The sequence below is a fragment of the Amycolatopsis minnesotensis genome (assembly GCF_039529815.1).
Taxonomy (GTDB): domain Bacteria; phylum Actinomycetota; class Actinomycetes; order Mycobacteriales; family Pseudonocardiaceae; genus Amycolatopsis; species Amycolatopsis minnesotensis.
Genome location: NZ_BAAANN010000009.1, coordinates 120,366 through 144,219, shown reverse-complemented (window position 1 = coordinate 144,219; position 23,854 = coordinate 120,366). Strand labels below are relative to the sequence as shown.

At 69.8% G+C, this 23,854-nt stretch carries 19 protein-coding genes and 1 pseudogene; 12 read left to right on the top strand and 8 right to left on the bottom strand.

Annotation, left to right across the window (positions count from 1 at the left end; all coding sequences use genetic code 11):
* Positions 1-670 precede the first annotated feature (670 nt).
* The 3 genes from ABD256_RS13415 to ABD256_RS13405 form a co-directional block, all read right to left on the bottom strand.
* On the bottom strand, positions 671-3,088 hold the full coding sequence (locus tag ABD256_RS13415) for a Tex family protein (protein WP_344417409.1): 2,418 nt from the start codon (positions 3,086-3,088) through the stop codon (positions 671-673).
* Positions 3,089-3,185: 97 nt separating this feature from the next.
* On the bottom strand, positions 3,186-4,886 hold the full coding sequence (locus ABD256_RS13410) for an FAD-dependent oxidoreductase (protein WP_344417408.1): 1,701 nt from the start codon (positions 4,884-4,886) through the stop codon (positions 3,186-3,188).
* On the bottom strand, positions 4,873-6,372 hold the full coding sequence (locus tag ABD256_RS13405; protein ID WP_344417406.1) for a flavin-containing monooxygenase: 1,500 nt from the start codon (positions 6,370-6,372) through the stop codon (positions 4,873-4,875). Before ABD256_RS13405 ends, ABD256_RS13410 begins: the two co-directional genes overlap by 14 nt.
* A gap of 225 nt (positions 6,373-6,597) precedes the next feature.
* Here ABD256_RS13405 and ABD256_RS13400 point away from each other — a divergent pair, with 225 nt between their 5' ends.
* Entirely contained in the window at positions 6,598-7,257 is a 660-nt protein-coding gene (locus tag ABD256_RS13400) for a DUF4232 domain-containing protein (protein WP_344417404.1), read from the top strand.
* Here the strand turns inward: ABD256_RS13400 and ABD256_RS13395 are convergent.
* Entirely contained in the window at positions 7,254-8,360 is a 1,107-nt protein-coding gene (locus tag ABD256_RS13395; RefSeq protein ID WP_344417402.1) for a winged helix DNA-binding domain-containing protein, read from the bottom strand. The two genes, ABD256_RS13400 and ABD256_RS13395, sit on opposite strands and share 4 nt — an antisense overlap.
* Before the next feature lie 89 nt (positions 8,361-8,449).
* Here ABD256_RS13395 and ABD256_RS13390 point away from each other — a divergent pair, with 89 nt between their 5' ends.
* The gene (locus ABD256_RS13390; protein WP_344417400.1) at positions 8,450-9,490 is read left to right on the top strand and encodes an AraC family transcriptional regulator; all 1,041 of its coding nucleotides are present in this window, start codon (positions 8,450-8,452) and stop codon (positions 9,488-9,490) included.
* Between the two features lie 87 nt (positions 9,491-9,577).
* Positions 9,578-9,838: a hypothetical protein gene (locus tag ABD256_RS13385; protein WP_344417398.1), complete on the top strand. Its 261-nt coding sequence runs from the start codon at positions 9,578-9,580 to the stop codon at positions 9,836-9,838.
* On the opposite strand, the gene ABD256_RS13380 is transcribed toward ABD256_RS13385, so the two are convergent.
* The 3 genes from ABD256_RS13380 to paaI are packed head-to-tail and all read right to left on the bottom strand — an operon-like array spanning position 9,828 to position 12,099.
* Positions 9,828-10,433 (bottom strand): TetR/AcrR family transcriptional regulator, encoded by a 606-nt coding sequence (locus ABD256_RS13380; RefSeq protein ID WP_344417396.1) that lies wholly within the window; start codon positions 10,431-10,433, stop codon positions 9,828-9,830. The genes ABD256_RS13385 and ABD256_RS13380 overlap by 11 nt on opposite strands.
* On the bottom strand, positions 10,430-11,719 hold the full coding sequence (paaK, locus tag ABD256_RS13375; RefSeq protein ID WP_344417394.1) for a phenylacetate--CoA ligase PaaK: 1,290 nt from the start codon (positions 11,717-11,719) through the stop codon (positions 10,430-10,432). Before paaK ends, ABD256_RS13380 begins: the two co-directional genes overlap by 4 nt.
* Positions 11,716-12,099, bottom strand: a complete 384-nt coding sequence (gene paaI, locus ABD256_RS13370) for a hydroxyphenylacetyl-CoA thioesterase PaaI (RefSeq protein WP_425546448.1) — start codon at positions 12,097-12,099, stop codon at positions 11,716-11,718. The genes paaK and paaI overlap by 4 nt, the downstream gene beginning before the upstream one ends.
* Positions 12,100-12,218: 119 nt before the next feature.
* Here paaI and ABD256_RS13365 point away from each other — a divergent pair, with 119 nt between their 5' ends.
* From ABD256_RS13365 to paaE, 7 genes are all read left to right on the top strand, one after another.
* On the top strand, positions 12,219-13,079 hold the full coding sequence (locus ABD256_RS13365) for a 3-hydroxyacyl-CoA dehydrogenase family protein (RefSeq protein ID WP_344417390.1): 861 nt from the start codon (positions 12,219-12,221) through the stop codon (positions 13,077-13,079).
* A 98-nt stretch (positions 13,080-13,177) separates the two neighbouring features.
* Positions 13,178-15,208, top strand: coding sequence for a phenylacetic acid degradation bifunctional protein PaaZ (gene paaZ / locus ABD256_RS13360; RefSeq protein ID WP_344417388.1), 2,031 nt, complete (start codon positions 13,178-13,180; stop codon positions 15,206-15,208).
* The gene (gene paaA / locus ABD256_RS13355; protein ID WP_344417386.1) at positions 15,205-16,152 is read left to right on the top strand and encodes a 1,2-phenylacetyl-CoA epoxidase subunit PaaA; all 948 of its coding nucleotides are present in this window, start codon (positions 15,205-15,207) and stop codon (positions 16,150-16,152) included. Before paaZ ends, paaA begins: the two co-directional genes overlap by 4 nt.
* Entirely contained in the window at positions 16,149-16,433 is a 285-nt protein-coding gene (gene paaB, locus ABD256_RS13350) for a 1,2-phenylacetyl-CoA epoxidase subunit PaaB (protein WP_344417384.1), read from the top strand. The genes paaA and paaB overlap by 4 nt, the downstream gene beginning before the upstream one ends.
* Positions 16,430-17,287: a 1,2-phenylacetyl-CoA epoxidase subunit PaaC gene (paaC, locus tag ABD256_RS13345; RefSeq protein ID WP_344417382.1), complete on the top strand. Its 858-nt coding sequence runs from the start codon at positions 16,430-16,432 to the stop codon at positions 17,285-17,287. The genes paaB and paaC overlap by 4 nt, the downstream gene beginning before the upstream one ends.
* Positions 17,281-17,769: a 1,2-phenylacetyl-CoA epoxidase subunit PaaD gene (gene paaD, locus ABD256_RS13340; protein ID WP_344417380.1), complete on the top strand. Its 489-nt coding sequence runs from the start codon at positions 17,281-17,283 to the stop codon at positions 17,767-17,769. Before paaC ends, paaD begins: the two co-directional genes overlap by 7 nt.
* The gene (gene paaE, locus ABD256_RS13335; protein ID WP_344417378.1) at positions 17,769-18,851 is read left to right on the top strand and encodes a 1,2-phenylacetyl-CoA epoxidase subunit PaaE; all 1,083 of its coding nucleotides are present in this window, start codon (positions 17,769-17,771) and stop codon (positions 18,849-18,851) included. The genes paaD and paaE overlap by 1 nt, the downstream gene beginning before the upstream one ends.
* A gap of 806 nt (positions 18,852-19,657) precedes the next feature.
* On the opposite strand, the gene ABD256_RS13330 is transcribed toward paaE, so the two are convergent.
* Positions 19,658-20,911 (bottom strand): HNH endonuclease signature motif containing protein, encoded by a 1,254-nt coding sequence (locus ABD256_RS13330; RefSeq protein ID WP_344417376.1) that lies wholly within the window; start codon positions 20,909-20,911, stop codon positions 19,658-19,660.
* A gap of 244 nt (positions 20,912-21,155) precedes the next feature.
* Here ABD256_RS13330 and ABD256_RS13325 point away from each other — a divergent pair.
* Positions 21,156-22,008, top strand: a pseudogene (locus tag ABD256_RS13325) (ISL3 family transposase); the annotation flags it as partial.
* A gap of 332 nt (positions 22,009-22,340) precedes the next feature.
* Positions 22,341-23,849, top strand: a complete 1,509-nt coding sequence (locus ABD256_RS13320) for an alpha/beta hydrolase (protein ID WP_344417667.1) — start codon at positions 22,341-22,343, stop codon at positions 23,847-23,849.
* Positions 23,850-23,854 lie beyond the last annotated feature (5 nt).

Here is a 23,854-nt window from a genome sequence, read left to right as displayed (position 1 = left end):
AAACAAGGAATCTTTTTCACGATAAGGAGATCGCAACGGGAAGCCGGGTTGCTCAGGTCTCCCCGCTCCTGCAGTCCAAAGTCTTCTTTGAGCCGCGATCGAACGCGGCGACCGGTATCGGCGTTGTCGTGGCGGCACTCTGGTGATCGCAACGGGAAGCCGGGTTGCTCAGGTCTCCCCGCTCCTGCAGTCCAAAGCTTTCTTTGAGCCGCGATCGAACGCGGCGACCGGTATCGGCGTTGTCGTGGCGGCACTCTGGTGATCGCAACGGGAAGCCGGGTTGCTCAGGTCCCCCACGGCTCTTGCAGTTCAAAGCTTTCTTTGAGCCGCGATCGAACGCGGCGACCGGTATCGGCGTTGTCGTGGCGGCACTCTAGTCATCGCAACGGGAAGCCGGGTTGCTCAGGTCCCCCACGGCTCTTGCAGTCCAAAGCCTTCTTTGAACCGCAACCGAACACGGCGAATCAACCACAGGAACGCCGAATGCCCCGAAGGCGCCCTTCAGGGACGCAGATGCCCGGAAGGGCACCTTCAGGGCATGAACGCCAACGAAGATACCCGAGCGAAGGGCGCATTCGCGGCGTTAGATGCCCCGAAGGCGTCCTTCAGGGACAACGAGCTTCCCCCGATAAGGCCCACGTTATCAGGAATTGTGGTGGGAGAAGAGGGGTCAGTTCTTTCCGTAGCCCGCTCGCCGTAGAGCATCGGCGAGAGCGCCGCCGCCGGAACCGCCGGAGTTGCCACCCCGGCCACCGCCACCGCCGCGCTGCTGCCCGCCGCGCCCCTGGCCCTGACGCGGCCCACCGCCACCGCCGCCTTGCTGGCGCGGGCCGCCGCCCTGACGGCCCCCGCCCGAGCCGCCAGGGCCGCCGGAGGAGGAGCGTCCGGAGCCGGAGCCCGGTTCGTCGTCCAGGCGCAGGGTCAGCGAGATCCGCTTGCGCGGGATGTCGACCTCGAGGACCTTCACCTTCACGATATCGCCCGGCTTCACGACCTCGCGGGGGTCCTTCACGAAGTTCTTCGACAGCGCGGAAACGTGCGCGAGGCCGTCCTGGTGCACGCCGACGTCGATGAACGCGCCGAAGGCCGCCACGTTCGTGACGACACCCTCCAGGCGCATCCCCGGCTTGAGGTCCGAGATCTTGTCGACGCCCTCGGCGAAGGTCGCCGTCTTGAACGCGGGGCGCGGGTCGCGGCCGGGCTTCTCCAACTCGGCGAGGATGTCGGTGACGGTCGGCAGCCCGAACGTCTCATCGACGAACTGCTTGGCCTGCAACGACTTCAGCGTGCGGGTGTCCCCGATCAGGGCCGGCAGCTCCTTGCCCGTCGCGGACAGGATGCGCCGCACCACCGGGTACGACTCCGGGTGCACCGCGGAGGTGTCCAGCGGGTCTTCGCCGCCGGGGATCCGGAGGAAGCCCGCGCACTGCTCGAACGCCTTCGGGCCCAGCCGCGCGACACCCTTGAGCTGCTCCCGCGAGCGGAACGGGCCGTTTTCGTCCCGGTGACCGACGATGTTCTCCGCGAGCCCGGTGGTGATCCCGGAAACGCGGGTCAGCAGCGGCGCCGACGCGGTGTTCACATCCACCCCGACGGCGTTCACGCAGTCTTCGACCACGGCGTCGAGCGAACGCGACAGCGAGCTTTCCGACAGGTCGTGCTGGTACTGCCCGACCCCGATCGACTTCGGGTCGATCTTCACCAGCTCGGCCAGCGGGTCCTGCAGGCGGCGCGCGATCGAGACCGCGCCCCGCAGCGACACGTCCATACCGGGCAGCTCCTGCGACGCGAACGCCGACGCCGAGTACACCGAAGCGCCCGCCTCGGACACGACGGCCTTCGTGAGCTTCAGCTCCGGGTGCCTCTTGATCAGCTCGGCGGTCAGCTTGTCCGTCTCGCGCGACGCGGTGCCGTTGCCGATCGAGACCAGGTCCACGTTGTGCTTCGCGCACAGCACGGCCAGCTCGGCGATCGAGTTGTCCCACTTGTTCGCGGGCTGGTGCGGGTAGATCACGTGGGTCGCGACGACCTTGCCGGTCGCGTCCACCACGGCCACCTTCACCCCGGTCCGGAAACCCGGGTCGAGCCCCATCGTTGCACGGGTGCCCGCGGGCGCGGCGAGCAGCAGGTCGCGCAGGTTCGACGCGAACACGCGCACGGCCTCGTCCTCGGCGGACTGGCGCAACCGCAGCCGCAGATCGATCCCGAGGTGCAGCAGGATCTTGGTGCGCCACGCCCAGCGAACCGTGTCGTTGAGCCACTTGTCCGCGGCCCGGCCTTCGTTGGAGATGCCGAAGCGCTGCGCGATGCGGCGCTCGTAGTCGGTCGGCCCGGCCTTCGGCTCGTCCGAGGGCTCCTCCGGCTCCACGGTGAGGTCCAGGACCTCTTCCTTCTCGCCGCGGAACATCGCGAGGATCCGGTGCGAGGGCATCTTCGTGAACGGCTCGGAGAAGTCGAAGTAGTCGGAGAACTTAGCGCCTTCTTCTTCCTTGCCCTTGCGGACCTTCGAGCCGAGATGGCCCTGGCCCCACATCTTCTCGCGCAGCTCGCCGATCAGGTCCGCGTCCTCGCCGAAGCGCTCCACCAGGATCGACCGCGCCCCGTCGAGCGCGGCCTGCGCGTCGGCGACACCCTTGTCCGCGTCGACGAACACCGCGGCCGCGGCCTGCGGGTCGGTCGACGGGTCGTTCAGCAGGCCGTCGGCCAGCGGCTCGAGACCCGCCTCGCGCGCGATCTGGGCCTTCGTGCGGCGCTTCGGCTTGTAGGGGAGGTAGATGTCCTCCAGCCGCGACTTGGTCTCGGCGGCCACGATCTGCGCTTCGAGCGCCTCGTCGAGCTTGCCCTGGCTCCGGATCGACTCCAGCACCGCGGCCCGCCGCTCGTCGAGTTCGCGCAGGTAGCGCAGCCGCTCTTCGAGCGTGCGCAGCTGCGCGTCGTCGAGCATGCCGGTGACTTCCTTGCGGTACCGCGCGATGAACGGCACCGTCGAGCCGCCGTCGAGCAGGTCGACGGCGGCTTTGACCTGCCCTTCGCCCACGCCGAGTTCTTCGGCGATCTTCTGCTGAACCGACTGCACGACCTGTGTCACGTTTCCTCGTCCGCCCTCTCGATGAAGTCCGAGTGGCATTCTGCCCGTGCGGACGTGCCGTGCGGAACACCCCCCGGCCCTTCGCACGGGCCATCCCTCACACGGGGGTGATCGGCAACCGCAGCGCGCCGGGCGCGGCCGCGGGCACTACGGGGTTCTTCGGCGCGACAGGGCGCAGACGGCGGTACCCGGCGCCGAGCGGCGGCCGTTCGTCGGCATCGCCCTTGTTCGGCCAGAACGACATCGCGCGCTCCGCCTGCGCGGTGATCGTCAGCGACGGGTTCACCCCGAGGTTCGCCGAGATCGCCGAACCGTCCACCACGTGCAGCCCAGGATGGCCGTAGAGGCGCTGGTACGGGTCGAGCACCCCGGTATCCGGCCCGTCGCCGATCGCGCACCCGCCGATGAAGTGACCGGTGAGCGGGATGTTCGCCAGATCCGGCCAGGCCCCCTGCGGAATGCCGTCGATCTTCGCCGCCACCCGGCGCGCCACCTCGTGCCCGGCCGGGATCCACTCCGGCGACGGCGCGCCGACGCCCTGCTTCGTGGTCATCCGCCTGCCGAAGAGCCCGCGCCGCGTGTAGGTGGTCACCGAGTTGTCCAGCGTCTGCATCACCAGCAGCCCGATCATGCGCTCGGAGAAGCGCCGCACACTCAGTATCCGCACCAGGTGCCGCCGCTCGCGCACCAGCTCGCGCAGCCCGAGCACCCAGCGCTTCCGGCCGGGCTCGGCGTCGACGAGGACCGTCGCGAGCATGCCCAGCAGATTGCTGCCCTTGCCGTAGCGCACCGGTTCGACGTGCGTGACCGCGTCCGGGTGAATCGACGACGTGATCGCGACGCCACGGGTGAAATCGGTGTCGTTCCGCTTCGACTTCACCGCGAGCACGGCCTCGGAATTGGTCCTCGCCAGCATCCCCAGCCGCGGCGAGACGCGGGGGAGCGCGCCACTGTCCTTCTGCCGGTGCAACAGCCGCTGCGTGCCGAGCGAAGCCGCGGCGAACACCACCTGGTCCGCGGTGAACGTGCGCCCGCGGCGCCCGAACCACCGGCCCGTCCGCTCGGTCTCCACCCGGTAGCCCTCGCCGCCGGAAGGCACTGGGCGCACCGAGGTCACCGTGGTCAGCGGGTGCACCACCGCGCCCGCGCGCTCCGCCAGGTACAGGTAGTTCTTCACCAGCGTGTTCTTCGCGCCGTGACGGCACCCGGTCATGCACTGCCCGCAGTGGCGGCAGGCGCGCCGCTCCGGGCCCGCGCCACCGAAGAACGGATCGGGGACCCGCGCGCCGGGCTCGCCGAAGAGCACGCCGACCGGGGTGCGCCGGTAGGTGTGCCCGATCCCCATCTCGTCCGCGACCTCCTTGAGCACCTCGTCGGCCTCGGTGGTCAGCGGGTTCTCGGTGACGCCCAGCATCCGCTTCGCCTGGTCGTAGTGCGGGGCCAGCTCCTCGCGCCAGTCCGTGATGTGCGCCCACTGCGGATCGCGGTAGAAGCCCTCCGGCGGTTCGTAGAGCGTGTTCGCGTAGACGAGCGAGTCGCCGCCCACCCCGGTCCCGCTCATTACGAAGGTGTTCTTCAGCAGGGTCAGCCGCTGGATCCCGAAACAGCCGAGCTTCGGCGCCCACAGGTACTTCCGCACCCGCCACGACGTCTTCGCGAACTCGGCGTCGGCGAAGCGCCGCCCCGCCTCCAGCACGCCGACGCGGTACCCCTTCTCGGTCAGCCGCAGCGCGGTGACGCTGCCGCCGAACCCCGAGCCGATCACCAGCACGTCGTAGTCGATGTCACTGCCGCTCATGCGATTGCCTCGATTCGCTCGCCAGCTTCGCTCCGGCCACCCGGTAGTCGCCGAGGTCGAGCTTCCGCGTCCGCCGGTGGTACTCGCTGACCAGGCCGGGCCAGTTCGTGGTGACCCTGCCGTCGTCCTGGCGATACCAGCTCGAACACGTCGTCCACACACTGCGCTTGAGCCGCCGCCGCATCTCCTCGTCGAAGCGCCGCTCCACTCCGGGATGGACATCCAAATAGGACACATCCGGTTTGGACAGTGCCTCGACGGCCTGGCGCAGGTACCGCGCCTGCCGCTCGATCATGTACACGATGGACCCGGCGCCGAGGTTCGTGTTCGGGCCGTACACGCAGAACAGGTTCGGGAACCCCGGCACCGCCATGCCGAGGTAGGCGTGCGCGCCCTTCGCCCAGTCGTCGGCGAGCCCGCGCCCGCCGAGCCCGCGCACGTCCAGCTCGCCGAGGAAGTCGGTGGCGGCGAACCCGGTGCCGTAGACGAGCACGTCGGCCTCGTGCTCGGTGCCGTCGGCCGTCCGCACCCCGCGCGGGGTGATCTCGGCGATCCTCCCGGTCTCCACGGTGACGTTCGGCTTCGCCAGCGCGGGGAGGTAGTCGTTGGTGAACAGGATCCGCTTGCAGCCCATCTGATAGCCGGGCTTGACCTTCGCCCGCAGCGCGCGATCCTTCACGTAGCGGCGGCGGAGCTGCGCGGCCCGCAGCTCGAACCCCTTGGCCAGCCACGGTTTCCCGGTCAGCGCGTAGGTGGCGTACTCGGCGAGCAGGAAGATCCGCAGCCGCCCGAACCCCTGCGACGGCGGCAGCGCGCGGAACAGCCGGTGCTGCCACGGCCGGTAGCGGGTGTCGTGCTTCGCCATGATGTAGGGCGGCGTGCGCTGGAAAACGGTGAGGTGCCCGGCCTTGGGCTGGATCTCGGGCACGAACTGGATCGCGCTCGCGCCCGTCCCGATCACCGCGACGCGCTTGCCGGTGAGATCGCAGCCGTGGTCCCACCGCGCGGAGTGGAAAGCGCGCCCCGCGAACGTTTCCCGGCCGGGGATGTCCGGCCACATCGGACGCGAGAGCTGCCCGACCGCCGGGACGAACACGCGGGCCTCGTAGTCGCCGCCGTCGGTGTGGACACGCCAGCGCGCGGTCCGCTCGTCGAAGGTCGCGCCGGTGACGGTCACCCCGAACCGCAGGTGCGGGGTGAGCCCGTACTTCCGCGCGACGCGCTGGAGATAGGCGTGGATGTCCGGCTGCCGCGAGTACCGCTTCGGCCAGTGCGGGTTCTGCTCGTAGGAGAACGAGTACAGCGGTGACGGGATGTCGCACGCCGCGCCGGGGTAGGTGTTCTCGCGCCACACCCCGCCGACCTCGGCCGCCCGCTCCAGGATCACGAAGTCGTCGAAACCGGCGCGTTTCAGCTCGATCGCGGCGCCGATGCCACCGAACCCGCTGCCGACGATCACGACCGAGGGAGACCCCGTTGTATCCATGCGGTGACGCTACGACGCGTTCTGCCAGGAGTGAAGGCTCACCGCGGTCACGGAATCGAGACTTCCGGCCAGCCGACTCGCATGGTTGTCAACTTTTGCCGAGGATCACAAAAGGATCGCAAGTCGCCAACCGACGTGGTTCACACACGTCTTACGGGTAAAGGGCTCGACAGGAGGGAACCCCCGAGGAGGGACTTCCCGTCAGGGACGAAGGAGAGCGAGACGATGACGAGCAGGACCAGCACCGTGACCTTGGTGATCGCCGCGGCGATCGGCGTCGGTGGACTCCTGTCCGCGTGCGGCGGCAACTCCGGATCTGCCCCGCAGCAGGCAGCGGCGCCGACCGCGCAATCCTCCACCTCCGCCCCGGCCAGCAGCTCGGCGCCGGCATCCAGCCCGGCGCCCAGCTCACCGCCGCCGGCGCAGGGGGAGCCGCAGGGCGGCGACGCCCAGGACGGGCCCAGTGCCCCCGGCACCTGCAAGGCAGGCGAGCTGAAGGTCTCCCTGACCGCGGGTGACGGCGCGGGGGCGGGCAGCTCCTTCCCGAACCTGCAGTTCACCAACACCGGCAACCGGACCTGCACGCTCCAGGGCTCGCCCGGCGTGTCGTTCGTGACCGGCACCAACGGCGCCCAGGTCGGCAAGCCCGCCGTCCGCGAGCCGAAGGCCAAGGGCAAGCCGGTGACGCTCGCGCCCGGCAAGAGCGCGGCCAGCCCGCTCAAGATCGCGCGGACCGAGATGTACGGGCCGGAGTGCAAGCCGACCGACGTCCGCGGCCTGCGCGTCTACGCGCCGGGCGACACCGCCGCCATGTTCGTCGAAGACGCCCAGCAGGCGTGCTCCGCGGCGAACGAAAGCCAGCTTTCCGCCAACGTGATCCGTTAATCCGCTTCGAACCGGATGTCGTGGTCCTCGGCCGCGGGCTCGGCGAACTCCAGCAGCCGCGCCCCGGCCGAGGCCAGCGCCGTCGTGTCGCGTTTGGACAGCCGCTCGAACGGGGTGACCACCAGCGTCGCGCGCCTGCCCGCCTTGACCGTCTTCCAGCTCCCCCTGATCATGCCGCCGGCCAGCACGGTTCCGTTGATGACCGCGTTCTTCGTGATCAGCCGCTTGCGGTGCTCGTCGGTGAGCACGCGCGTGCGGTCGGCGTAGGACAGCACGAGCTGGTCGTAGGCGCCGAGGAACCGCGGCGGCGCCGGGGTGTCCGGATCGGGCCGCGGCGCGTCCGGCAGGTCGACCAGCTCGCGGCCGTGCTCGTCGCGGAACACGCGCAGCCGCGGCCGCAGCCGGTCGACGACTTCCCCTAGCCGGGTGATTCCCGCCCAGACCTGCACGTCCGCGACCGACGCCGGCCCGAACGCGCCGAGGTAGCGCAGCACCAGCCCTTCGAGGTCCGGCTCGCCCAGCTCGCCGCCGAGCCAGTCCTCCGCGGTCTGGTAAGCGGGCTGACCCGCCTTGCCCCACACGCCGCGCGGGGGTACCTGGATCAGCGGCAGCAGGTTCCGCGCGGCGAACACCAGCGACGACGGCGCCCGGCCGGGCCAGTGTTCGGCGAGCGCCCTGCCCAGCTCGGCCGAAGTGCGCGTGCGCTCGGCGAGCAGCTCGCGCGCGGTCTTCGCGACGTCGTCGAGGTCGAGCCCGGCGAGTTCGGGCGCGTGCTGGTTGGCGCCGCGCAGAGACTGCGCCAGCAGCGGCTGGACCGCGGGCCGCCACGCCAGGCAATCGGCCGCGGTGACCAGGTGCACCGTGCCGCGCAGCAGCGCCGTCCTGACCACCGACCGGTCGAGGATGAGCTTCGAGAGGTCGGCTGGGGAGAATCCGGACAGCCGCGCCCAAAGCGCGTAGTACGGCGGGAACGGCGCCTGCGCCTGCAACCCGGCGAGGTGGTGGATCGCCGCCACCGCGGACATCGGCGAGCGCCGCAGGAGAAGCTGCCTGGCGAGCGTGGCCCGGTTGAGCGCGCGCGAGCTGAGCACGGAACTGGTCATGACCGCAGCTTAAGCGGCAAAACGGCCACTTTCCGTCCGCAATTGAGCACGAGTGGCCACCGCCCGGTCGAACATTGATAATTCCGGCCATGGCAGAGCTCGCCGCGCCCGCGGTCCGTGACTGGGACTTCCCGCGCAGCGCCGCGAGCATCGCGCTGATCAGCAGGTTCGGCGCCGAACGCGGCCTCGGCGAGAACGTGATGCTGCGCGGGACCGCGCTGGACGCGGCGCGGCTGCGCGATCCCGAGCTCCAGGTCGACGCGCGCCAGGAGCTCGCCGTGGTCCGCAACCTCGTGCGCGCGGTCGGGGAGCGTGCCGACAGCACCGCGCTCGACCTCGGCTGCCGGTACCGGGTCACCACGTTCGGCATCTTCGGCTTCGCCTGCGTCAGCAGCCCGACCCTGCGCGACGCGATGACCTTCGCGCTGCGCTACCTCGATCTCAGCTTCACCTTCTGCATCCCGAGCGTTTCCGTCGAGGGCGACGCGATCGTGCTGACGATGCACGACGACAAGGTGCCCGCCGACGTGGCGCGCTTCCTGGTCCTGCGGGACCTGTCCGCGATCGTGACCGTGCTGCGGGACCTGCTGCCAGCGGTGGAGCTGCGAGCGCTGACCTTCCGGCACGCCACACCGTCCACAACGGACTCCTACCACAAGGTTTTCCGCATCGTGCCGGTGTTTTCCGCGCCGAGCTGCGCGGCGACCATCGACGCAGGCTTCCTGTCCCACCCGCTGCCGCAGGCGAACGAGCACACCGTCGCGATCTGCGAGGCGCAGTGCCGCGCGATGGTCACCCGGCGCCGCCGCCGGTCCGGGATCGCCCACGAGGTGCGGGAACGGCTGATCAGGGTCGGCGGTGTCGACTCCGGCATGGACGAGGTCGCCAGGTGGCTCGCGATGAGCCCCCGAACCCTGCGCCGCCGCCTGACCGAGGCGGGCACCAGCTACCGCGGCCTCGTCGACGAAGTGCGCCAGACGCTCGCCGAGGAAATGCTCGCCACCGGCGCGCTTTCGGTCGAGGACGTCGCCGTTCGGCTCGGCTACGCGGAGGCGTCGAGCTTCATCTACGCCTTCAAGCGCTGGACCGGCACCACGCCCGCCGCGTTCGCCCGCCGCCCGGCGCGCTGAGGTCCGTTACCCAACCGGAACAACCGGCCGGTAACCAACGGGATCCCCGCCGCGACGGATCCTCCAGAGAGCGGCGGTGGGGGCGTCATGACGACGGAATCGACTGGGACGCGCCGTTCGGTCACGGTGCGCCTCGAACGCCGGTGCGTGCGAGCCGGCGCCGGGGAGGTGCTCGCCTATCCGGGCATCCTCCTCGTCCGCCGCGTCGGCGGGGCACAGGTCGGCGAAACCTGGCTGCCACTGGGCGCGGAGCCCTCCGAGGCCGACGACGAGCACCTCATCCGCGAACTGCACGAAGCGCTGCTGTGGCAGTCGGGCCGGCAGGCCGGGCCACCGCTCAGCTCGTAGGCAGGCGCAGCCCGTCGAAGGCGATCTTGCAGACGGCGTCGGCGAGTTCGGCACCGTCGCCCCGGCGCGGGCGGTACCACTCGATGAGCGAGTTGACCATGCCGAACAGCAGCCTGCTCGTCACCGCGGGGTCGACGTCCGCGCGCACGTCGCCTTCGGCGGCGGCCTGCTTGACCAGATCCGTCACGATCCGGTCGAACTCGCGCCGCCTGGCGAGCGCGGCCCGCTCCACCCTGGTGTTGCCGCGCACCCGCAGCAGCAGCGTGACGAACGGCAGCCGGTCCGACAGCACCGCGATGCTGCCCCGCACCAGCAGCTCCAGCCGGTCGATCGCCCTGCCCGGCGCGGCCCCCGCCTCGTCGGCGACCTCGAACAGCCCGTCGAGCGCCCGGTCCACCGCGAGCCGCAGCAACTCGTCCTTGCTGCGCACGTGGTGGTAGATCGCGGACTTCGTGATGCCGAGCTTGCGGGAGAGGTCCTCCATGCTCGTGCCGTCGTAACCGCGTTCGTTGAACAGCTTGACGGCCACCCGCAGCAGGGATTCCAGGTCGTAGCCGGGCCGCCCGCGCCGCGCGGGCCTGGCATCGCCGGTCATCGGCCCTCGCCCCGGTGGTCGAGCACGCGGCGCATCTTGCCGACGGAGCGTTCGAGCGTGCCGGGATCGACCACTTCGACGCCGACGGTCACGCCGACGGCCTCCTTCACCCCGGCGACCAGTTCCCCCGCCGCGGCCGCACGGTGTTCCGGCGCGATGTCGTGGCGCGCCTCCACGTGCACGGTGAGGTGGTCCATGCGGCCCTGCCGGGTGCGCACGAGCTGGAAGTGCGGCGCGAGGTTTCCGGTGCGCAGCACGACCTCCTCGATCTGGGTCGGGAACACGTTGACCCCGCGCAGGATGATCATGTCGTCGGTGCGCCCGGTGACCTTCTCCATCCGCCGGAACGCGGGCCGCGCGGTCCCCGGCAGCAGGCGCGTCAGATCGCGCGTGCGGTAGCGGATGATCGGCATCGCCTGCTTGGTGAGCGAGGTGAACAGCAGCTCGCCCCGTTCGCCGCCGGGCAGCACCTCCTCGGTGAACGGGTCGATCACCTCCGGCAGGAAGTGGTCCTCCCAGACGTGCAGGCCGTCCTTGGACTCCACGCACTCCTGCGCGACGCCGGGCCCCATCACCTCGGACAGCCCGTAGATGTCGACCGCGTCGAGCCCGGCGCGCTCCTCGATCTCGGCGCGCATCAGCTCCGTCCACGGCTCGGCGCCGAAGATCCCGACCTTCAGCGAGCTTTCCCGGGCGTCGAGCCCCTGGCGCTCGAACTCGTCGAGCAGCGTCAGCAGGTACGACGGCGTGACCATGATGATCTCGGGGCGGAAGTCGGTGATGATCTGCACCTGGCGCGAGGTCATCCCGCCCGAGGCCGGAACCACCGTGCAGCCCAGTTTTTCCGCGCCGTAGTGCGCGCCGAGCCCGCCGGTGAACAGCCCGTAGCCGTAGGCGACGTGGATCGTGTCGCCCGGTTTCCCGCCCGCCGCGCGGATCGAGCGCGCCACCACCGTCGCCCACACGTCGAGATCGTCCTCTGTGTACCCCACCACCGTCGGCTTCCCGGTGGTGCCGCTGGAGGCGTGGATCCGCCGTACCTTCTCCTTCGGCACCGCGAACATGCCGAACGGGTAGTTCTCGCGCAGGTCCTGCTTCGTGGTGAACGGGAACTTCGCCAGGTCCGCCAGCTCGCGGCAGTCCTCCGGGTGCACGCCGGCTTCGTCGAACTTCTTGGTGTAGCACGGCACGTTGTCGTAGGCGTGCTTCAGTGTCCACTGCAGACGGTGGAGCTGGCGCGCGTGCAGCTCGTCCGGGCTGATCCGCTCGGCGTCGTCCTGCGTCATCGTTCGGTCCGTTCTCGCTCGATCACCCTGCTGCGACCCCGGAATTCGGCGATCACGGTGTCGCCGCGGCGGACCGTCACGTCGTAGATCCCGCTCCGCCCGTACCGCGTCCGCTCCGCCGCGGTCGCGACGAGTTCGTCCCCGAGCTTCGCAGGCGCGACGAACGAGATCTCGGCACCGGAGGCGACCGTCACCGGACCGTGACTGTTGCAGGCGCAGGCGAACGTGGTGTCGGCGAGCAGGAACACGTAGCCGCCGTGCGCGATGTCGTGCCCGTTGACCATCGTGCGGGTGACCGACAACCGCGCGATCGCGCACCCGTCCCCGGCTTCCAGCAGCTCGATTCCCAGCGCGCGTGACGCCTCGTCGACTTCGAACATGGCATGCGCGGCATTGCGCGTCATGGCCCACCGCCTTGCCAACTGACCGAATGGACGGTTAATAGTGTGTCGTCATGTAAAGGTAGCGACCCGCGTGGTGTCAAGACGGGAGTTCTGCGGTGGCGGAAACTGTGAAGGCCGGAACGATCGGTGTCATCGGTGGCGGCCGGATGGGCGCGGGCATCGCGCAGGCGTTCGCCGCGGCGGGCGCGGGAGTCGTGGTCGTCGAGAGCGACGCGAGCGCGGCCGGCGCGGCGCGGGCGCGCATCGAGACCGGCCTGAAGCGCGCGGCGGAACGGGGCAAGCTCACGGATGCACCCGAGAGCGTGCTGGCACGGGTCGAGACGGTCACCGACATCGCCGCGCTGCCTTCCTCGGCGGCACTCGTCGTCGAAGCCGTGCCGGAGGACGTGCGGCTCAAGATCGCCGTGCTGACCGCGGCCGAACGCGCCGTGGGGGAGGGCACGGTCCTCGCCACGAACACCAGCGCGTTGAGCGTCGGAGAACTCGGCGCGGCGCTGTCGGACGCCACGCGGTTCCTCGGCACGCACTTCTTCAACCCGGTCCCGCCGTCCAAGCTCGTCGAGGTGGTGACCCACGCGGGCACCGGACCCGGCGTGCTCGACCGCGTCACCGGCTGGGTGCGCGAACTCGGCAAGACCGCGGTCGTGGTGCGCGACTCGCCGGGGTTCGCGACCAGCAGGCTCGGCGTGGCGCTCGGCCTGGAGGCGATCAGGATGCTGCAGGAGGGCGTCGCGGACGCCGAGTCGATCGACCACGCGATGGAGCTGGGCTACGGGCACCCGATGGGACCGCTGCGCACCACCGATCTCGTCGGCCTCGACGTCCGGCTCGCGATCGCCGAGCACCTGGCCGAGGTGCTCGGCGACCGGTTCGCGCCGCCGGAGCTGCTGCGCGAAAAGGTGGAAAAAGGCGAGCTGGGCCGCAAGTCCGGCAAGGGGTTCCATACCTGGTCGTGAGTGACGGGTTCCCTACCCGGCGGTCACCGTCTAAGATGAATTACTGAACGTACGGTTGGTAATTCAGCCGCCAGGCTCTCGGTGAGAGGTCGGAATCCATGGCAGTACTGCGCAGTTACGTCTCCGGTGCTTGGCACACGCCTGCCGAGGAAGGGACGGTGCTGCACGACGCGGTGACCGGCGAGGAGGTCGCTCGCGTTTCGTCCGCCGGGATCGACATGGCGGCGGCGCTCGAGCACGGCCGCCGCGTCGGCGGGCCCGCGTTGCGCGCGCTGACCTTCCACCAGCGCGCGGCGCTGCTCAAGGCGCTCGGCTCGTACCTGCGCGAGCACCGCGAGGAGCTGTACGCGCTCTCGGCGCGCACCGGCGCCACCCCGGTCGACTCGAAGGTCGATGTGGACGGTGGCATCGGCGTCCTGTTCAGCTACGCCAGCAAGGGCAAGCGCGAGCTGCCCAACGACACCGTCTACCTCGACGGCGACGTCGAACCGCTCGGCAAGGGCGGCACCTTCGCCGGCAGGCACATCGCGACGCCGCTGCACGGGGTCGCGGTCCAGATCAACGCCTTCAACTTCCCGATGTGGGGCCCGCTGGAGAAGTTCGCGCCCGCCTTCCTCGCCGGGGTGCCGAGCCTGGTCAAGCCCGCGAGGCAGACCGCGTACCTCACCGCGCGCCTCGCCGAGCTGGTCGTCGGGTCGGGGATCCTTCCCGAGGGCTCGTTCCAGTTCGTCGCCGGTGGCGTCGGCGACCTGCTCGACCACGTCACGGCGCAGGACCTGGTCTCGTTCACCGGTTCGGCGGCGACCGCGCGGAAGCTGCGCACGCATCCGGAGATCGTGCGGAACTCCGTGCGGTTCAACGCCGAGGCCGACTCGTTGAACTGCTCGATCCTGGGCCCGGACGCCGTGCCGGGGACCGCCGAGTTCGACCTGTTCGTCAAGCAGCTCGTCACCGAGATGACCGTCAAGGCGGGCCAGAAGTGCACCGCGATCCGGCGTGCGTTCGTGCCCGCCGAACTGCTCGACGACGTCGCCGCCGCCGCCAGTGCGCGGCTCGCGAAGGTGGCCGTCGGGGACCCCGCGGCCGAAGGCGTCCGGATGGGCGCGCTGGCCAGCCTCGAACAGCGCGAGGAGGTGCGCCGGTGCCTGAAGTCGCTGATGGACGCGGGCAGCGTCGTCTTCGGTGACCCCGGGCGGGTCGACGTCGTCGGCGCGGACGCCGAGCGGGGCGCGTTCCTCTCCCCGGTGCTCCTCAAGGCCGATCCCGAACGCGCCGAGCCGCACGAGGTCGAGGCGTTCGGCCCGGTGTCGACGCTGATGCCCTACACCTCCACCGAGCACGCCATCGAACTCGCCGCGCGCGGCGAAGGCAGCCTCGTCGGGTCGGTCGTCACCGGTGACGCCGGGTTCGCGCGCGAGATCGTGCTCGGGCTCGCGCCGTGGCACGGGCGGATACTGGTGCTCGACGCCGACGACGCGAAGGAGTCCACCGGGCACGGCTCACCGCTGCCCCAGCTCGTGCACGGCGGGCCTGGCCGCGCCGGTGGCGGCGAGGAGATGGGCGGTATCCGCGGCGTCCTGCACCACCTGCAGCGCACCGCCGTGCAGGGCAGCCCGAAGGTGCTCGGCGCGGTCAGCGGCCAGTGGGTTCCCGGTGCCGAACGGTCCATTTCGGACGTTCACCCGTTCCGGAAGTCCCTGGCGGAGCTGAAAGTCGGTGACGCGGTGGTGACCGGCTCCCGCACGGTCACGCGCGCCGACATCGACCACTTCGCCGAGTTCACCGGCGACACGTTCTACGCCCACACCGACGAGGCGGCCGCCGCGGCGAACCCGCTGTTCGGCGGCATCGTCGCGCACGGGTACCTGGTGGTCTCCTTCGCCGCCGGGTTGTTCGTCTCGCCGGAGCCCGGCCCCGTGCTGGCGAACTACGGGCTGGAGAACCTGCGCTTCCTCACCCCGGTGAAGGTCGGCGACTCGTTGACCGTGACGCTGACCGCGAAGCAGATCTCACCGCGCGAAGGCGCCGACTACGGCGAGGTCCGCTGGGACACCGACGTGACCAATCAGGACGGTGACTCGGTGGCGAAGTACGACCTGCTCACCCTCGTCGCCAAGGAGCCGTCATGACCGCGGTCGCACCACCGTCCGAAAAGGACCTCGAAGCGCACTTCGAGCGCACCATCGAGCGCGACCAGCGCGTCGAACCGCGCGACTGGGTGCCCGACGGCTACCGCAAGACGATGATCAGGCAGATCGCGCAGCACGCGCATTCGGAGATCATCGGCATGCAGCCGGAGGGCAACTGGATCACCCGCGCGCCTTCGCTGCGGCGCAAGGCGATCCTGCTCGCGAAGGTCCAGGACGAGGCGGGCCACGGGCTGTACCTGTACTCCGCGGCGGCGACGCTCGGGGCGGACCGCGCCGATCTCACCGACAAGCTGATCACCGGGCGGCAGAAGTACTCGTCGATCTTCAACTACCCGACGCTGAGCTTCGCCGACGTCGGCGTGATCGGCTGGCTGGTGGACGGCGCGGCGATCTGCAACCAGGTGCCGCTGTGCCGCAGCTCGTACGGGCCCTACGCGCGGTCGATGATCCGGATCTGCAAGGAGGAGTCCTTCCACCAGCGGCAGGGCTTCGAGCTGCTGATGACCATGATGCGCGGCACCGGCGGGCAGCGCGAGATGGTGCAGGAGGCGGTCGACCGGTGGTGGTGGCCGTCGCTGATGATGTTCGGCCCGCCGGACGCGGACTCGCCGAACACCGCGCAGTCCATGGCGTGGAAGGTCAAGCGGCACACCAACGACGAGCTGCGCCAGCGCTTCGTCGACATGTCCGTGCCGCAGGCCGCCGCGCTCGGCGTCACGCTGCCGGACCCCGAGCTGCGGTGGAACCCCGATCGCGGGCACCACGACTTCGGCGCGATCGACTGGGCCGAGTTCAAGGAGATCCTCAAGGGCAACGGCCCGTGCAACGCGCAGCGGATCGAGCACCGGCGGCGCGCGCACGACGACGGCGCCTGGGTGCGGGAGGCCGCCGCGGCGCACGCGAGCAAGAAGGGGGAGAAGTGAAACACGACTGGCCGCTGTACGAGGTGTTCGTGCGCGGGAAGCGCGGGCTGAACCACGTCCACGTCGGCTCGCTGCACGCCGCGGACGACGAGATGGCCCTGCACCACGCGCGCGATCTCTACACCCGCCGCAACGAGGGCGTGAGCATCTGGGTGGTCAGGGCTTCGGAGATCACCGCGTCGAGCCCGGACGAGAAGGACCCGTTCTTCGCGCCGAGCGGCGACAAGGTGTACCGGCACCCGACGTTCTACGAGATCCCCGACAACGTCCCGCACATATGAGCTTCGACAACGCCTACGAGGCGATCACCGAGGAGAACGACTCCCGCTGGGCCTTCGGCACCGGGTTCGACGACCCGCTCTCCGGTGTGGACACGTCGGTGCCGTCCGGTGTGGACGGTGCGCGGCTGGCGGCGTACTGCCTGATGCTCGGCGACGACGCGCTGGTCTTCTCGCACCGGCTGCAGGAATGGTGCACGAACGCACCCGAGCTGGAGGACGAGGTCGCGATCGCGAACATCGCGCTGGACCTGCTCGGCCAGGCGAGGCTGCTCCTTTCCCGTGCGGGCAAGGCGGACGGCTCGGGCCGCGGCGAGGACGCGCTGGCGTACTTCCGCGGCGAGCAGGAGTTCCGCAACGTCCGGTTCACCGAACTGGACGGCGGCCACTTCGGACACCTGATCGCCAGGCTCGTCATCTTTTCCGCATGGCGGCTCGCCTTGCTGCAACGCCTGGTTGCCAGCGAGGACCCGGTACTGGCCGCGATCGCGGACAAGGGCGTCAAAGAGGTCACCTACCACCGCGACTACGCGGCGCAGTGGGCCGTCCGCCTCGGGGACGGCACCGAGCTTTCGCACCGGCGGATGCAGGAGGGCTTCGACGCCGCGTGGCCCTACGTGGACGAGCTGTTCCAGCCGCACCCGGACGAACTCGTCGACGCCTCCTCGGTGCGCGAGGAGTTCGACGCGGTGCTGGACCAGGTGTTCGCCGCGGCCACCCTCGCCAGGCCGGAGCGTGCCGCGTACGCCGGGGTGTCCGGGCACACCGGCCGCGACGGCGTGCACACCGAGGCCATGGGCTACCTGCTCGCCGAGCTGCAGAGCGTGGCACGGGCGCACCCGGACGCGACATGGTGACCGCGTACGCGGTGGCCGCGACCGTGACCGATCCCGAGCTGCCGATGCTGACACTCGCCGATCTCGGCGTGCTGCGCGAGGTGTCCGAAGTGGACGGCCGGGTGACGGTGTCGATCACGCCGACCTACACCGGCTGCCCCGCGATGGACACCATGCGCGACGATCTCGAACACGCCCTGCTCGGCGCCGGGTTCGGCGAGGTCGAGGTCCGCACCGTGCTGCAGCCGGCGTGGTCGAGCGACTGGATCAGCTCCGACGGCAGGCGCAAGCTCGCCGAGGCCGGGATCGCGCCGCCCGGTGCCGCGCCCGCGCGCACCGGGCCGATCCCGCTCGCGCTGAGCGCGCCGGTTTCGCGCGTGCGCTGCCCGCGTTGCGGATCCGAGGACACCGAAGAGCAGTCCCGGTTCAGCGCCACCGCGTGCAAGGCGTTGCGACGCTGCGGCGCCTGCCTCGAACCGTTCGAGCACGTCAAGGAGATCTAGTGACCACCTCCGTTACCGCACCGCGGCGGACCGGGTTCCACCCGCTCACGGTCTCCTCCGTGCAGCGGCTGTGCGACGACGCGGTCGCGGTGACCTTCGAGGTGCCGCCGGAACTGGCGCGGCGCTACGACTTCCGGCCCGGCCAGTCGTTGACGCTGCGCCGTGAAGTCGACGGCGTCGACCAGCGGCGGTCCTATTCGATCTGCGCCGCGGCGGGACGCAGCCCGCGCGTCGGCGTGCGAGAGGTCCCCGGCGGGCTGTTCTCGTCGTGGCTGGTGAACGAGGTGCGCCCCGGCGACGTCGTCGAGGTCGCCGCGCCGACGGGGAGCTTCACACCCGATCTCACCGCCGACGGCCACCACGTGCTCGTCGCGGCGGGATCCGGGATCACGCCGGTGCTCTCGATCGCCGCGTCGCTGCTGGAGTCCACCGGCGCCGCGGTGACCCTGCTCTACGGGAACCGGCGCAGCGGCACCGTCATGTTCGCCGACGAACTGGCCGACCTGAAGGACCGCTACCCGGCACGCCTGGAACTCGCGCACGTGCTCTCCCGCGAGCCGAGGGAAGCGGAACTGTTCACCGGACGGCTAGACGCCGACCGGCTGCGAAAGCTGTGCGAGGCGCTGATCCCGGTCGGCGAGGTCGCGCACTGGTGGCTGTGCGGTCCTTTCGGGATGGTCACCTCCGCGCAGGAGGTGCTCGCCGATCTCGGCGTGCCCTCCGAACGCGTGCACCAGGAACTGTTCTACGTGGACGACCTGCCCCCGGAACCCGTCCGCCACGAAGAACCCGGCCTGACCGGCACGTCCAGCGAGGTGAAGCTCGTACTGGACGGCCGGTCGAGTTCGATGACGCTGGCCCGCTCGACGAGCGTGCTCGACGGCGCGCAGCGGTTTCGCCCCGACCTGCCCTTCGCCTGCAAGGGCGGCGTGTGCGGCACCTGCCGGGCGAAGGTGACCGACGGCGAGGTCGACATGCGCCGCAACTTCGCGCTCGAAAAGTCCGAAGTGGACGCCGGTTTCGTGCTGACCTGCCAGTCGTTCCCGGTATCGGAGTCGCTGACGATCGACTACGACGCTTGAGCGATGTCGTGGTCGTTCGCCGTGCCGGGTGCCCGGTCAAAGAGGCTTTGGACGGTAAGGAGGGGGCTGGGTTTCGTTTCCGTGCTGCGGTCGAGTGATGCCCCTGAAGGCGACCATCGGGGGCATCCAGGCGGTGTCGCCAATGGTGAGTCTGGGTTTCCCCCGAACTAGGTTTCCTCGGTTAGCCCGCTGCAGGCACAGCGACTACCGGGCCACCAAGAGCGGCTGGGCCTATCCGACCGTGCGGGGTTGAGCGGTCCGGCGGTTGGTTTTGGGCTTCGCCAGGATGGAAGTGATCACCTCGGCGGCTGCACCCGGCTGGCTTTGCGGTCGGCGGGTGACCGGCCGGTGGTGCGTCGGTTCGCGGCTGGCGGCGGTGGGTGGTTCGGTGCCCGCAGCTTCGGATGGTGGGCATGTTCGTGCTGCTCTTCACCGGGGAGCGGCTGAAGAACCGGGTTCTGTTCGGCAAGTCCGCCGTGAACATGGACCACAGGGCAGCTAAAGAGCGGCGGGATGTCAGGCAACCCGGGGTTGAGCGGCGGGATGCGGCGGGTGGTTCTGGGGCTCCGCCGGGGATCAAGGTAGGTCACCTTCGCTGCCGCACCCGGCTATCTCTGCGGTCCGCGCGCGATCGGCCGGTCGTGTGATGGTTCGCGGCTGGTGGTGGTGGCGCAGGATAGTTCGGCATCCGTGGTTCGGATGGCGGGCGTGTTTGTGTTGTCCTTCGCCGGGGGGTGGCTGAAGGACCGGGGTTTTGTCGCTCGGTCCGCGGTGGACGTAGTGGCCGCCGGTGGCGGCATCGGCCCTCAGGCGGCGCGGGGTTGGGCGGTGGGGCGGTTCGTTCGGGGTCTTCGCCACGGGTCGACGAACGCTGGTGGGGTGAACTCGGGTTGGCCGTTGACCATGCGGAGTGTCCAGTCGCTGGTGTGCAGCAGGCGATGATGCCGGGAGCACAGCAGCGTGAGATTACCCAGGTCAGTCTTGCCTCCGGCGTACCAGGGCAGCACGTGGTGTGCCTCGCAATGACGCGGCCTGCGCGAGCACCCGGGAAAGCAGCACCCGCGATCGCGGATGGCAAGCATGAGCCGCATCGCCTCGGTCACCAGGCGCCTGGCCCGCCCCATCTCCAACGGCTGCCCCGCACCATCAAGGATGGCGGGAATGATTTTGCAGTCGCAGGCCAGGATGCGGGCTTCGCTGGCGGTGATGTCGGTGACCATATCCAGACACGCCGCGCCCAGCTCCCTCTTCAAGTCAGCCAAGGGGATCGTCACGATCAGATCCGCTCGACCACCGCTGCGGTTCGGGGACTCCGGGTGGCTGGCGGCGAGGTTGACTATCTCCATGAACGCGTCCCCGTACCGCTCCGCCCGACCCCGCAGCAGCGGATTGTCGGAAGGGTCATCCGGCTGGGTCTGGGCAAGTGGATCCAGCAGGGCGAGGGTCTTGGCGGCGGAGATCGGGTCGAGGTAGCCGTCGAACTTCGCCGAACCGTCCTTGCGCTGATGAATATTCAGGGCACGTTTCGGTTCAGGACTCTCACGAGGCTCGGTGCCGTCGGGGTCGAGACGGCCGAGGATTTCCTTGCCCAGTGTGCCGATCTCCCCGATACCCGCATGACGCGCCAGGCCGACCAGGGACCGCTCAGCGAACTCCCGATCCTCCACCGAGACCGTGGCCGGGATCTTCTCCAGCACCCGCACGATCCCGTCCACATGCTCCGGCGAGATCTCCCCCTCCCGCACCGCCTCCCCCACCACCGGCGCCGCGGCCGGAATCTCCACACCACCAACGCTATAGCTGGGGTTGGTGACCAGGGCTCGCTTGACCAGCTTCGTCACCCCAGGACCGGAACTGCGCGCGATATCGGCCACCAACCCGGTCACACCCGTATACCCCAGTTCGCGGGCGCCACCGTTGTCCAGGTGCGCGATGATGCGGCAGAGCTGAGACTCCAACCGCCACAAGGCCACGAACTTCTCCTGCAACAGCCCAGCGGCCTCACGCGCACTGCACCGCCACAGCTCCCGCTGCGACACAAGGGAAGAAGTCTCCGACACCCCACCACTCTACCGCGACCACACCCGGAATCGAACACACGATCGAGTGAATTGAATTCGATAAGTCCACAATGGACAGACAAGAAGGGTCGCTATACCAACAAAATAGGCTCCGTTGGTCGTGGCTTGGCGGGGTTGGCATGGGCGGTTGCGGGAAAGATTGAGTACGACGAGGCAGTGGCGGGGCTGGATGCGGGAACGGTCCGGGCTCTTGCGGAGGCTGGCGTGCCACGGGTGCGATGCGGCGATCATCGCGCGCGTGCTGGCCGATGTCGACCGGGTGGTGGACCGATTGGAAGGACTGCGGCGTATCGGGGTCGATGAAATCTTCTACAAGAAAGGGCACAAGTGCCTCACGATCGTGATCGATCACGACACCGGGCGGCTGGTGTGGGCCGCGCCGGGGCATGACAGCACGGTGCTGGGCGTGTGTTTCGCCGCCCTGGGACCCGCTCCGTGCGCACGGAGCACGCAGGTGTCCGCCGATGCGGCGGACTGGGTCGCCAAAGCCGTGGCGATTCACTGCCGGACGCGGTGCGCTGTGCGAATCCGTTCCACGTCGTGGCCTGGGCCGCCGAGGCACTGGATGAGGAGCGTCGGCAAGCCTGGAGCGCCGCCTCACCGCGGCGCACCACGCGCCGCGGTGACGCCACCCGCAACCAGGGCGCCTTGGGGCACGCTCGCGCCCTCAAACGCGCCTGGTGGTGCTTGTGGAGAACCCGGAGAACCTGGCCGGGCATCAGCGGGCCAAGCTGGCCTGGATCACCAAGACCAGCCCCGTCTGCGCCGGGCCTACCTCCTCAAAGGGGGCCTCCGCTACGCCTTCACAGTCAAGGGCGACGCCGGTAAACAGGCCCTGGACCATGGGTGCGGCTGGGCGCAACGCTGCCGAATTCCCGTCTTCGTCGACCTCGACCGCAAGATCAAACGCCACCGCCGCGCAATCGACGCCGCCCTCGACTGCGGCTTGTCCAATTCCTTGAATCGAATCGGTCAACACCAGGATCGGACTCATCACCAGGATCGCGTTCGGATTCAACGACGCCAACGCCCTCATCGCCCTCGGCGGCCACCGACCCACCCCGCCAGACCGATAACCATTCGCGGACACAGCAGAAGAGCCGCGAAATCGGCACCCGCGATCGAATCGGACCACAACCCAACCGCCACCCGGACAACGAAAGCCCGCACCTCCTTCCCGTCCAAAGCCATCGTTAAACCACGGCCCGACACGGCGAACCAACCACAACAGGGCCTCAACCCTTGATCAGGTTCCTGCCCACTCCCGAGCAGTCCCGCATCGGCCGAACAGCCACTATTCGCGGGCTTCCCGGCCATTCCGTGCTTCCGGATACCCGCCTAGAGTGCCCGGATGCGAGAAAGACACACTGCCCTCCGGCGCGGTTTCACACTGGGCGCCGTGGCATTGATGATGTCGGCCGGACTGGTCACGGGCGCGGAAGCCGGGACGCCGCCTGCCGATTCCGATCGCGCCGCCACCCCCGTGCTCGACTGGGTTCCGTGCCCGGACGACAACAGCCCACCGGGCTCGGAGTGCGCCACGGCCAGGGTGCCGCTGTCCTATCGGGACCCGGCTGGGCCGCAGATCTCCTTGGCGCTGACGAAAAGGCTCGCGACGGATCCGCGGCACCGGATCGGCACGGTGTTCACCAATCCCGGCGGCCCCGGTGGCGGTGGCCGGATCCCGCCGCGGCTGTCACCGGCGATGAGCGCACGCTTCGACATCGTCGGGTTCGACCCGCGCGGCACGCACGCGTCCACCCCGGTCAGCTGTTCCGACGACCCGGCCGACGACGCGAAACTGCTCCAGGTCTTCCCCATCACCGAAGCCCAGGAGGCCGAGGCGATCCGGCAGGTCGGCGAAGTGACCGCGCGGTGCGCGCGGCACGCCGGGCCGTTGCTGGGGCACATGTCCACCGCCAACGTGGCCAGGGACATGGACCTGCTTCGCCGCGCCGTCGGCGACCAGCAGCTGACCTACGTCGGCACCTCCTACGGGACGCACGTGGGCGAGGCGTACGCCAACCTCTTCCCGCAGCGCGTGCGGGCGATGGCGCTCGACGGTGTGGTGCAACCACAGGCGGTGACCACCGGCCGGTTTCCCGGACAGGGCAACGAGCCCTACATGTACCGGCTCGCCCCGTACCGCGGTGCCCAGACCGCGCTGAGGACTCTGCTGAGGGAATGCGCGGCCCATCCGGTGTGCAAGTTCGGCGAACCGGGCGCCACCGAGCAGAGCCTGCTCCGCAAGTACGAGGCACTGCTGGCCAAGCTGCGCACGGGTCCGGTCGCCCTCACCGATCCGCGCGGCGGGACGTCGCAGGTCACCTACCAGGACCTGGTCACCAGGGTGATGGGCGCGCTCCGCTCGGGCGACGCCGAAGGAATAACCTCCTTCCTGCAGGAAATCCACCTCGCCGTCCAGCGTCCCGCGTCGCGGTCCACCCGCGCCGACGAGCCGCAGCGCGCGTACAACGCCTGGTACAACGCCGTCAACTGCGCCGATTCCGACAACCCGCGCGATCCGAAGGCCGTCGGCCGCTACGCCCGGCTGGCCGAGAAGGAGGCTCCCGGCTTCGCGTCGCACTGGATCTACGCCGGGTTGCCGTGCGCGAGCTGGCCGGTGAGCGACCCCGACCGGTACACCGGCCCGTGGAACAAGCCGACCGCCAACCCGGTGCTGCTCGTGGCCGACCGGCTCGGCGACCCGGCGACCCCGTACGAGAACGCGGTCTCGACCAGCCACCTGCTCGGCCGGGCCCGCCTGCTCTCCGTGGACGCCGCCGGGCACGCTGCCGCCTACGACGGCCGGAGCAAATGCGTCGATGACACGCTGGACAGCTACCTGACCGGGTTGAAGCTGCCCCCGGAAGGCACGGTCTGCGCCCCCGACCACCGGCCCTTCGAACCGAACTGACCGGG

Excerpts from the sequence above, each read along its gene's own strand:
- ABD256_RS13380 (WP_344417396.1), bottom strand. The coding sequence starts at position 10,433 with ATGACCGGCGATGCCAGGCCCGCGCGGCGCGGGCGGCCCGGCTACGAC.
- paaA (WP_344417386.1), top strand. The coding sequence starts at position 15,205 with ATGACCGCGGTCGCACCACCGTCCGAAAAGGACCTCGAAGCGCACTTC.
- paaD (WP_344417380.1), top strand. The coding sequence starts at position 17,281 with ATGGTGACCGCGTACGCGGTGGCCGCGACCGTGACCGATCCCGAGCTG.
- paaK (WP_344417394.1), bottom strand. The coding sequence starts at position 11,719 with ATGACGCAGGACGACGCCGAGCGGATCAGCCCGGACGAGCTGCACGCG.
- ABD256_RS13385 (WP_344417398.1), top strand. The coding sequence starts at position 9,578 with ATGACGACGGAATCGACTGGGACGCGCCGTTCGGTCACGGTGCGCCTC.
- ABD256_RS13395 (WP_344417402.1), bottom strand. The coding sequence starts at position 8,360 with ATGACCAGTTCCGTGCTCAGCTCGCGCGCGCTCAACCGGGCCACGCTC.
- ABD256_RS13390 (WP_344417400.1), top strand. The coding sequence starts at position 8,450 with ATGGCAGAGCTCGCCGCGCCCGCGGTCCGTGACTGGGACTTCCCGCGC.
- paaC (WP_344417382.1), top strand. The coding sequence starts at position 16,430 with ATGAGCTTCGACAACGCCTACGAGGCGATCACCGAGGAGAACGACTCC.
- ABD256_RS13320 (WP_344417667.1), top strand. The coding sequence starts at position 22,341 with ATGATGTCGGCCGGACTGGTCACGGGCGCGGAAGCCGGGACGCCGCCT.
- ABD256_RS13405 (WP_344417406.1), bottom strand. The coding sequence starts at position 6,372 with ATGGATACAACGGGGTCTCCCTCGGTCGTGATCGTCGGCAGCGGGTTC.
- paaZ (WP_344417388.1), top strand. The coding sequence starts at position 13,178 with ATGGCAGTACTGCGCAGTTACGTCTCCGGTGCTTGGCACACGCCTGCC.
- ABD256_RS13410 (WP_344417408.1), bottom strand. The coding sequence starts at position 4,886 with ATGAGCGGCAGTGACATCGACTACGACGTGCTGGTGATCGGCTCGGGG.
- paaI (WP_425546448.1), bottom strand. The coding sequence starts at position 12,099 with ATGTTCGAAGTCGACGAGGCGTCACGCGCGCTGGGAATCGAGCTGCTG.
- ABD256_RS13400 (WP_344417404.1), top strand. The coding sequence starts at position 6,598 with ATGACGAGCAGGACCAGCACCGTGACCTTGGTGATCGCCGCGGCGATC.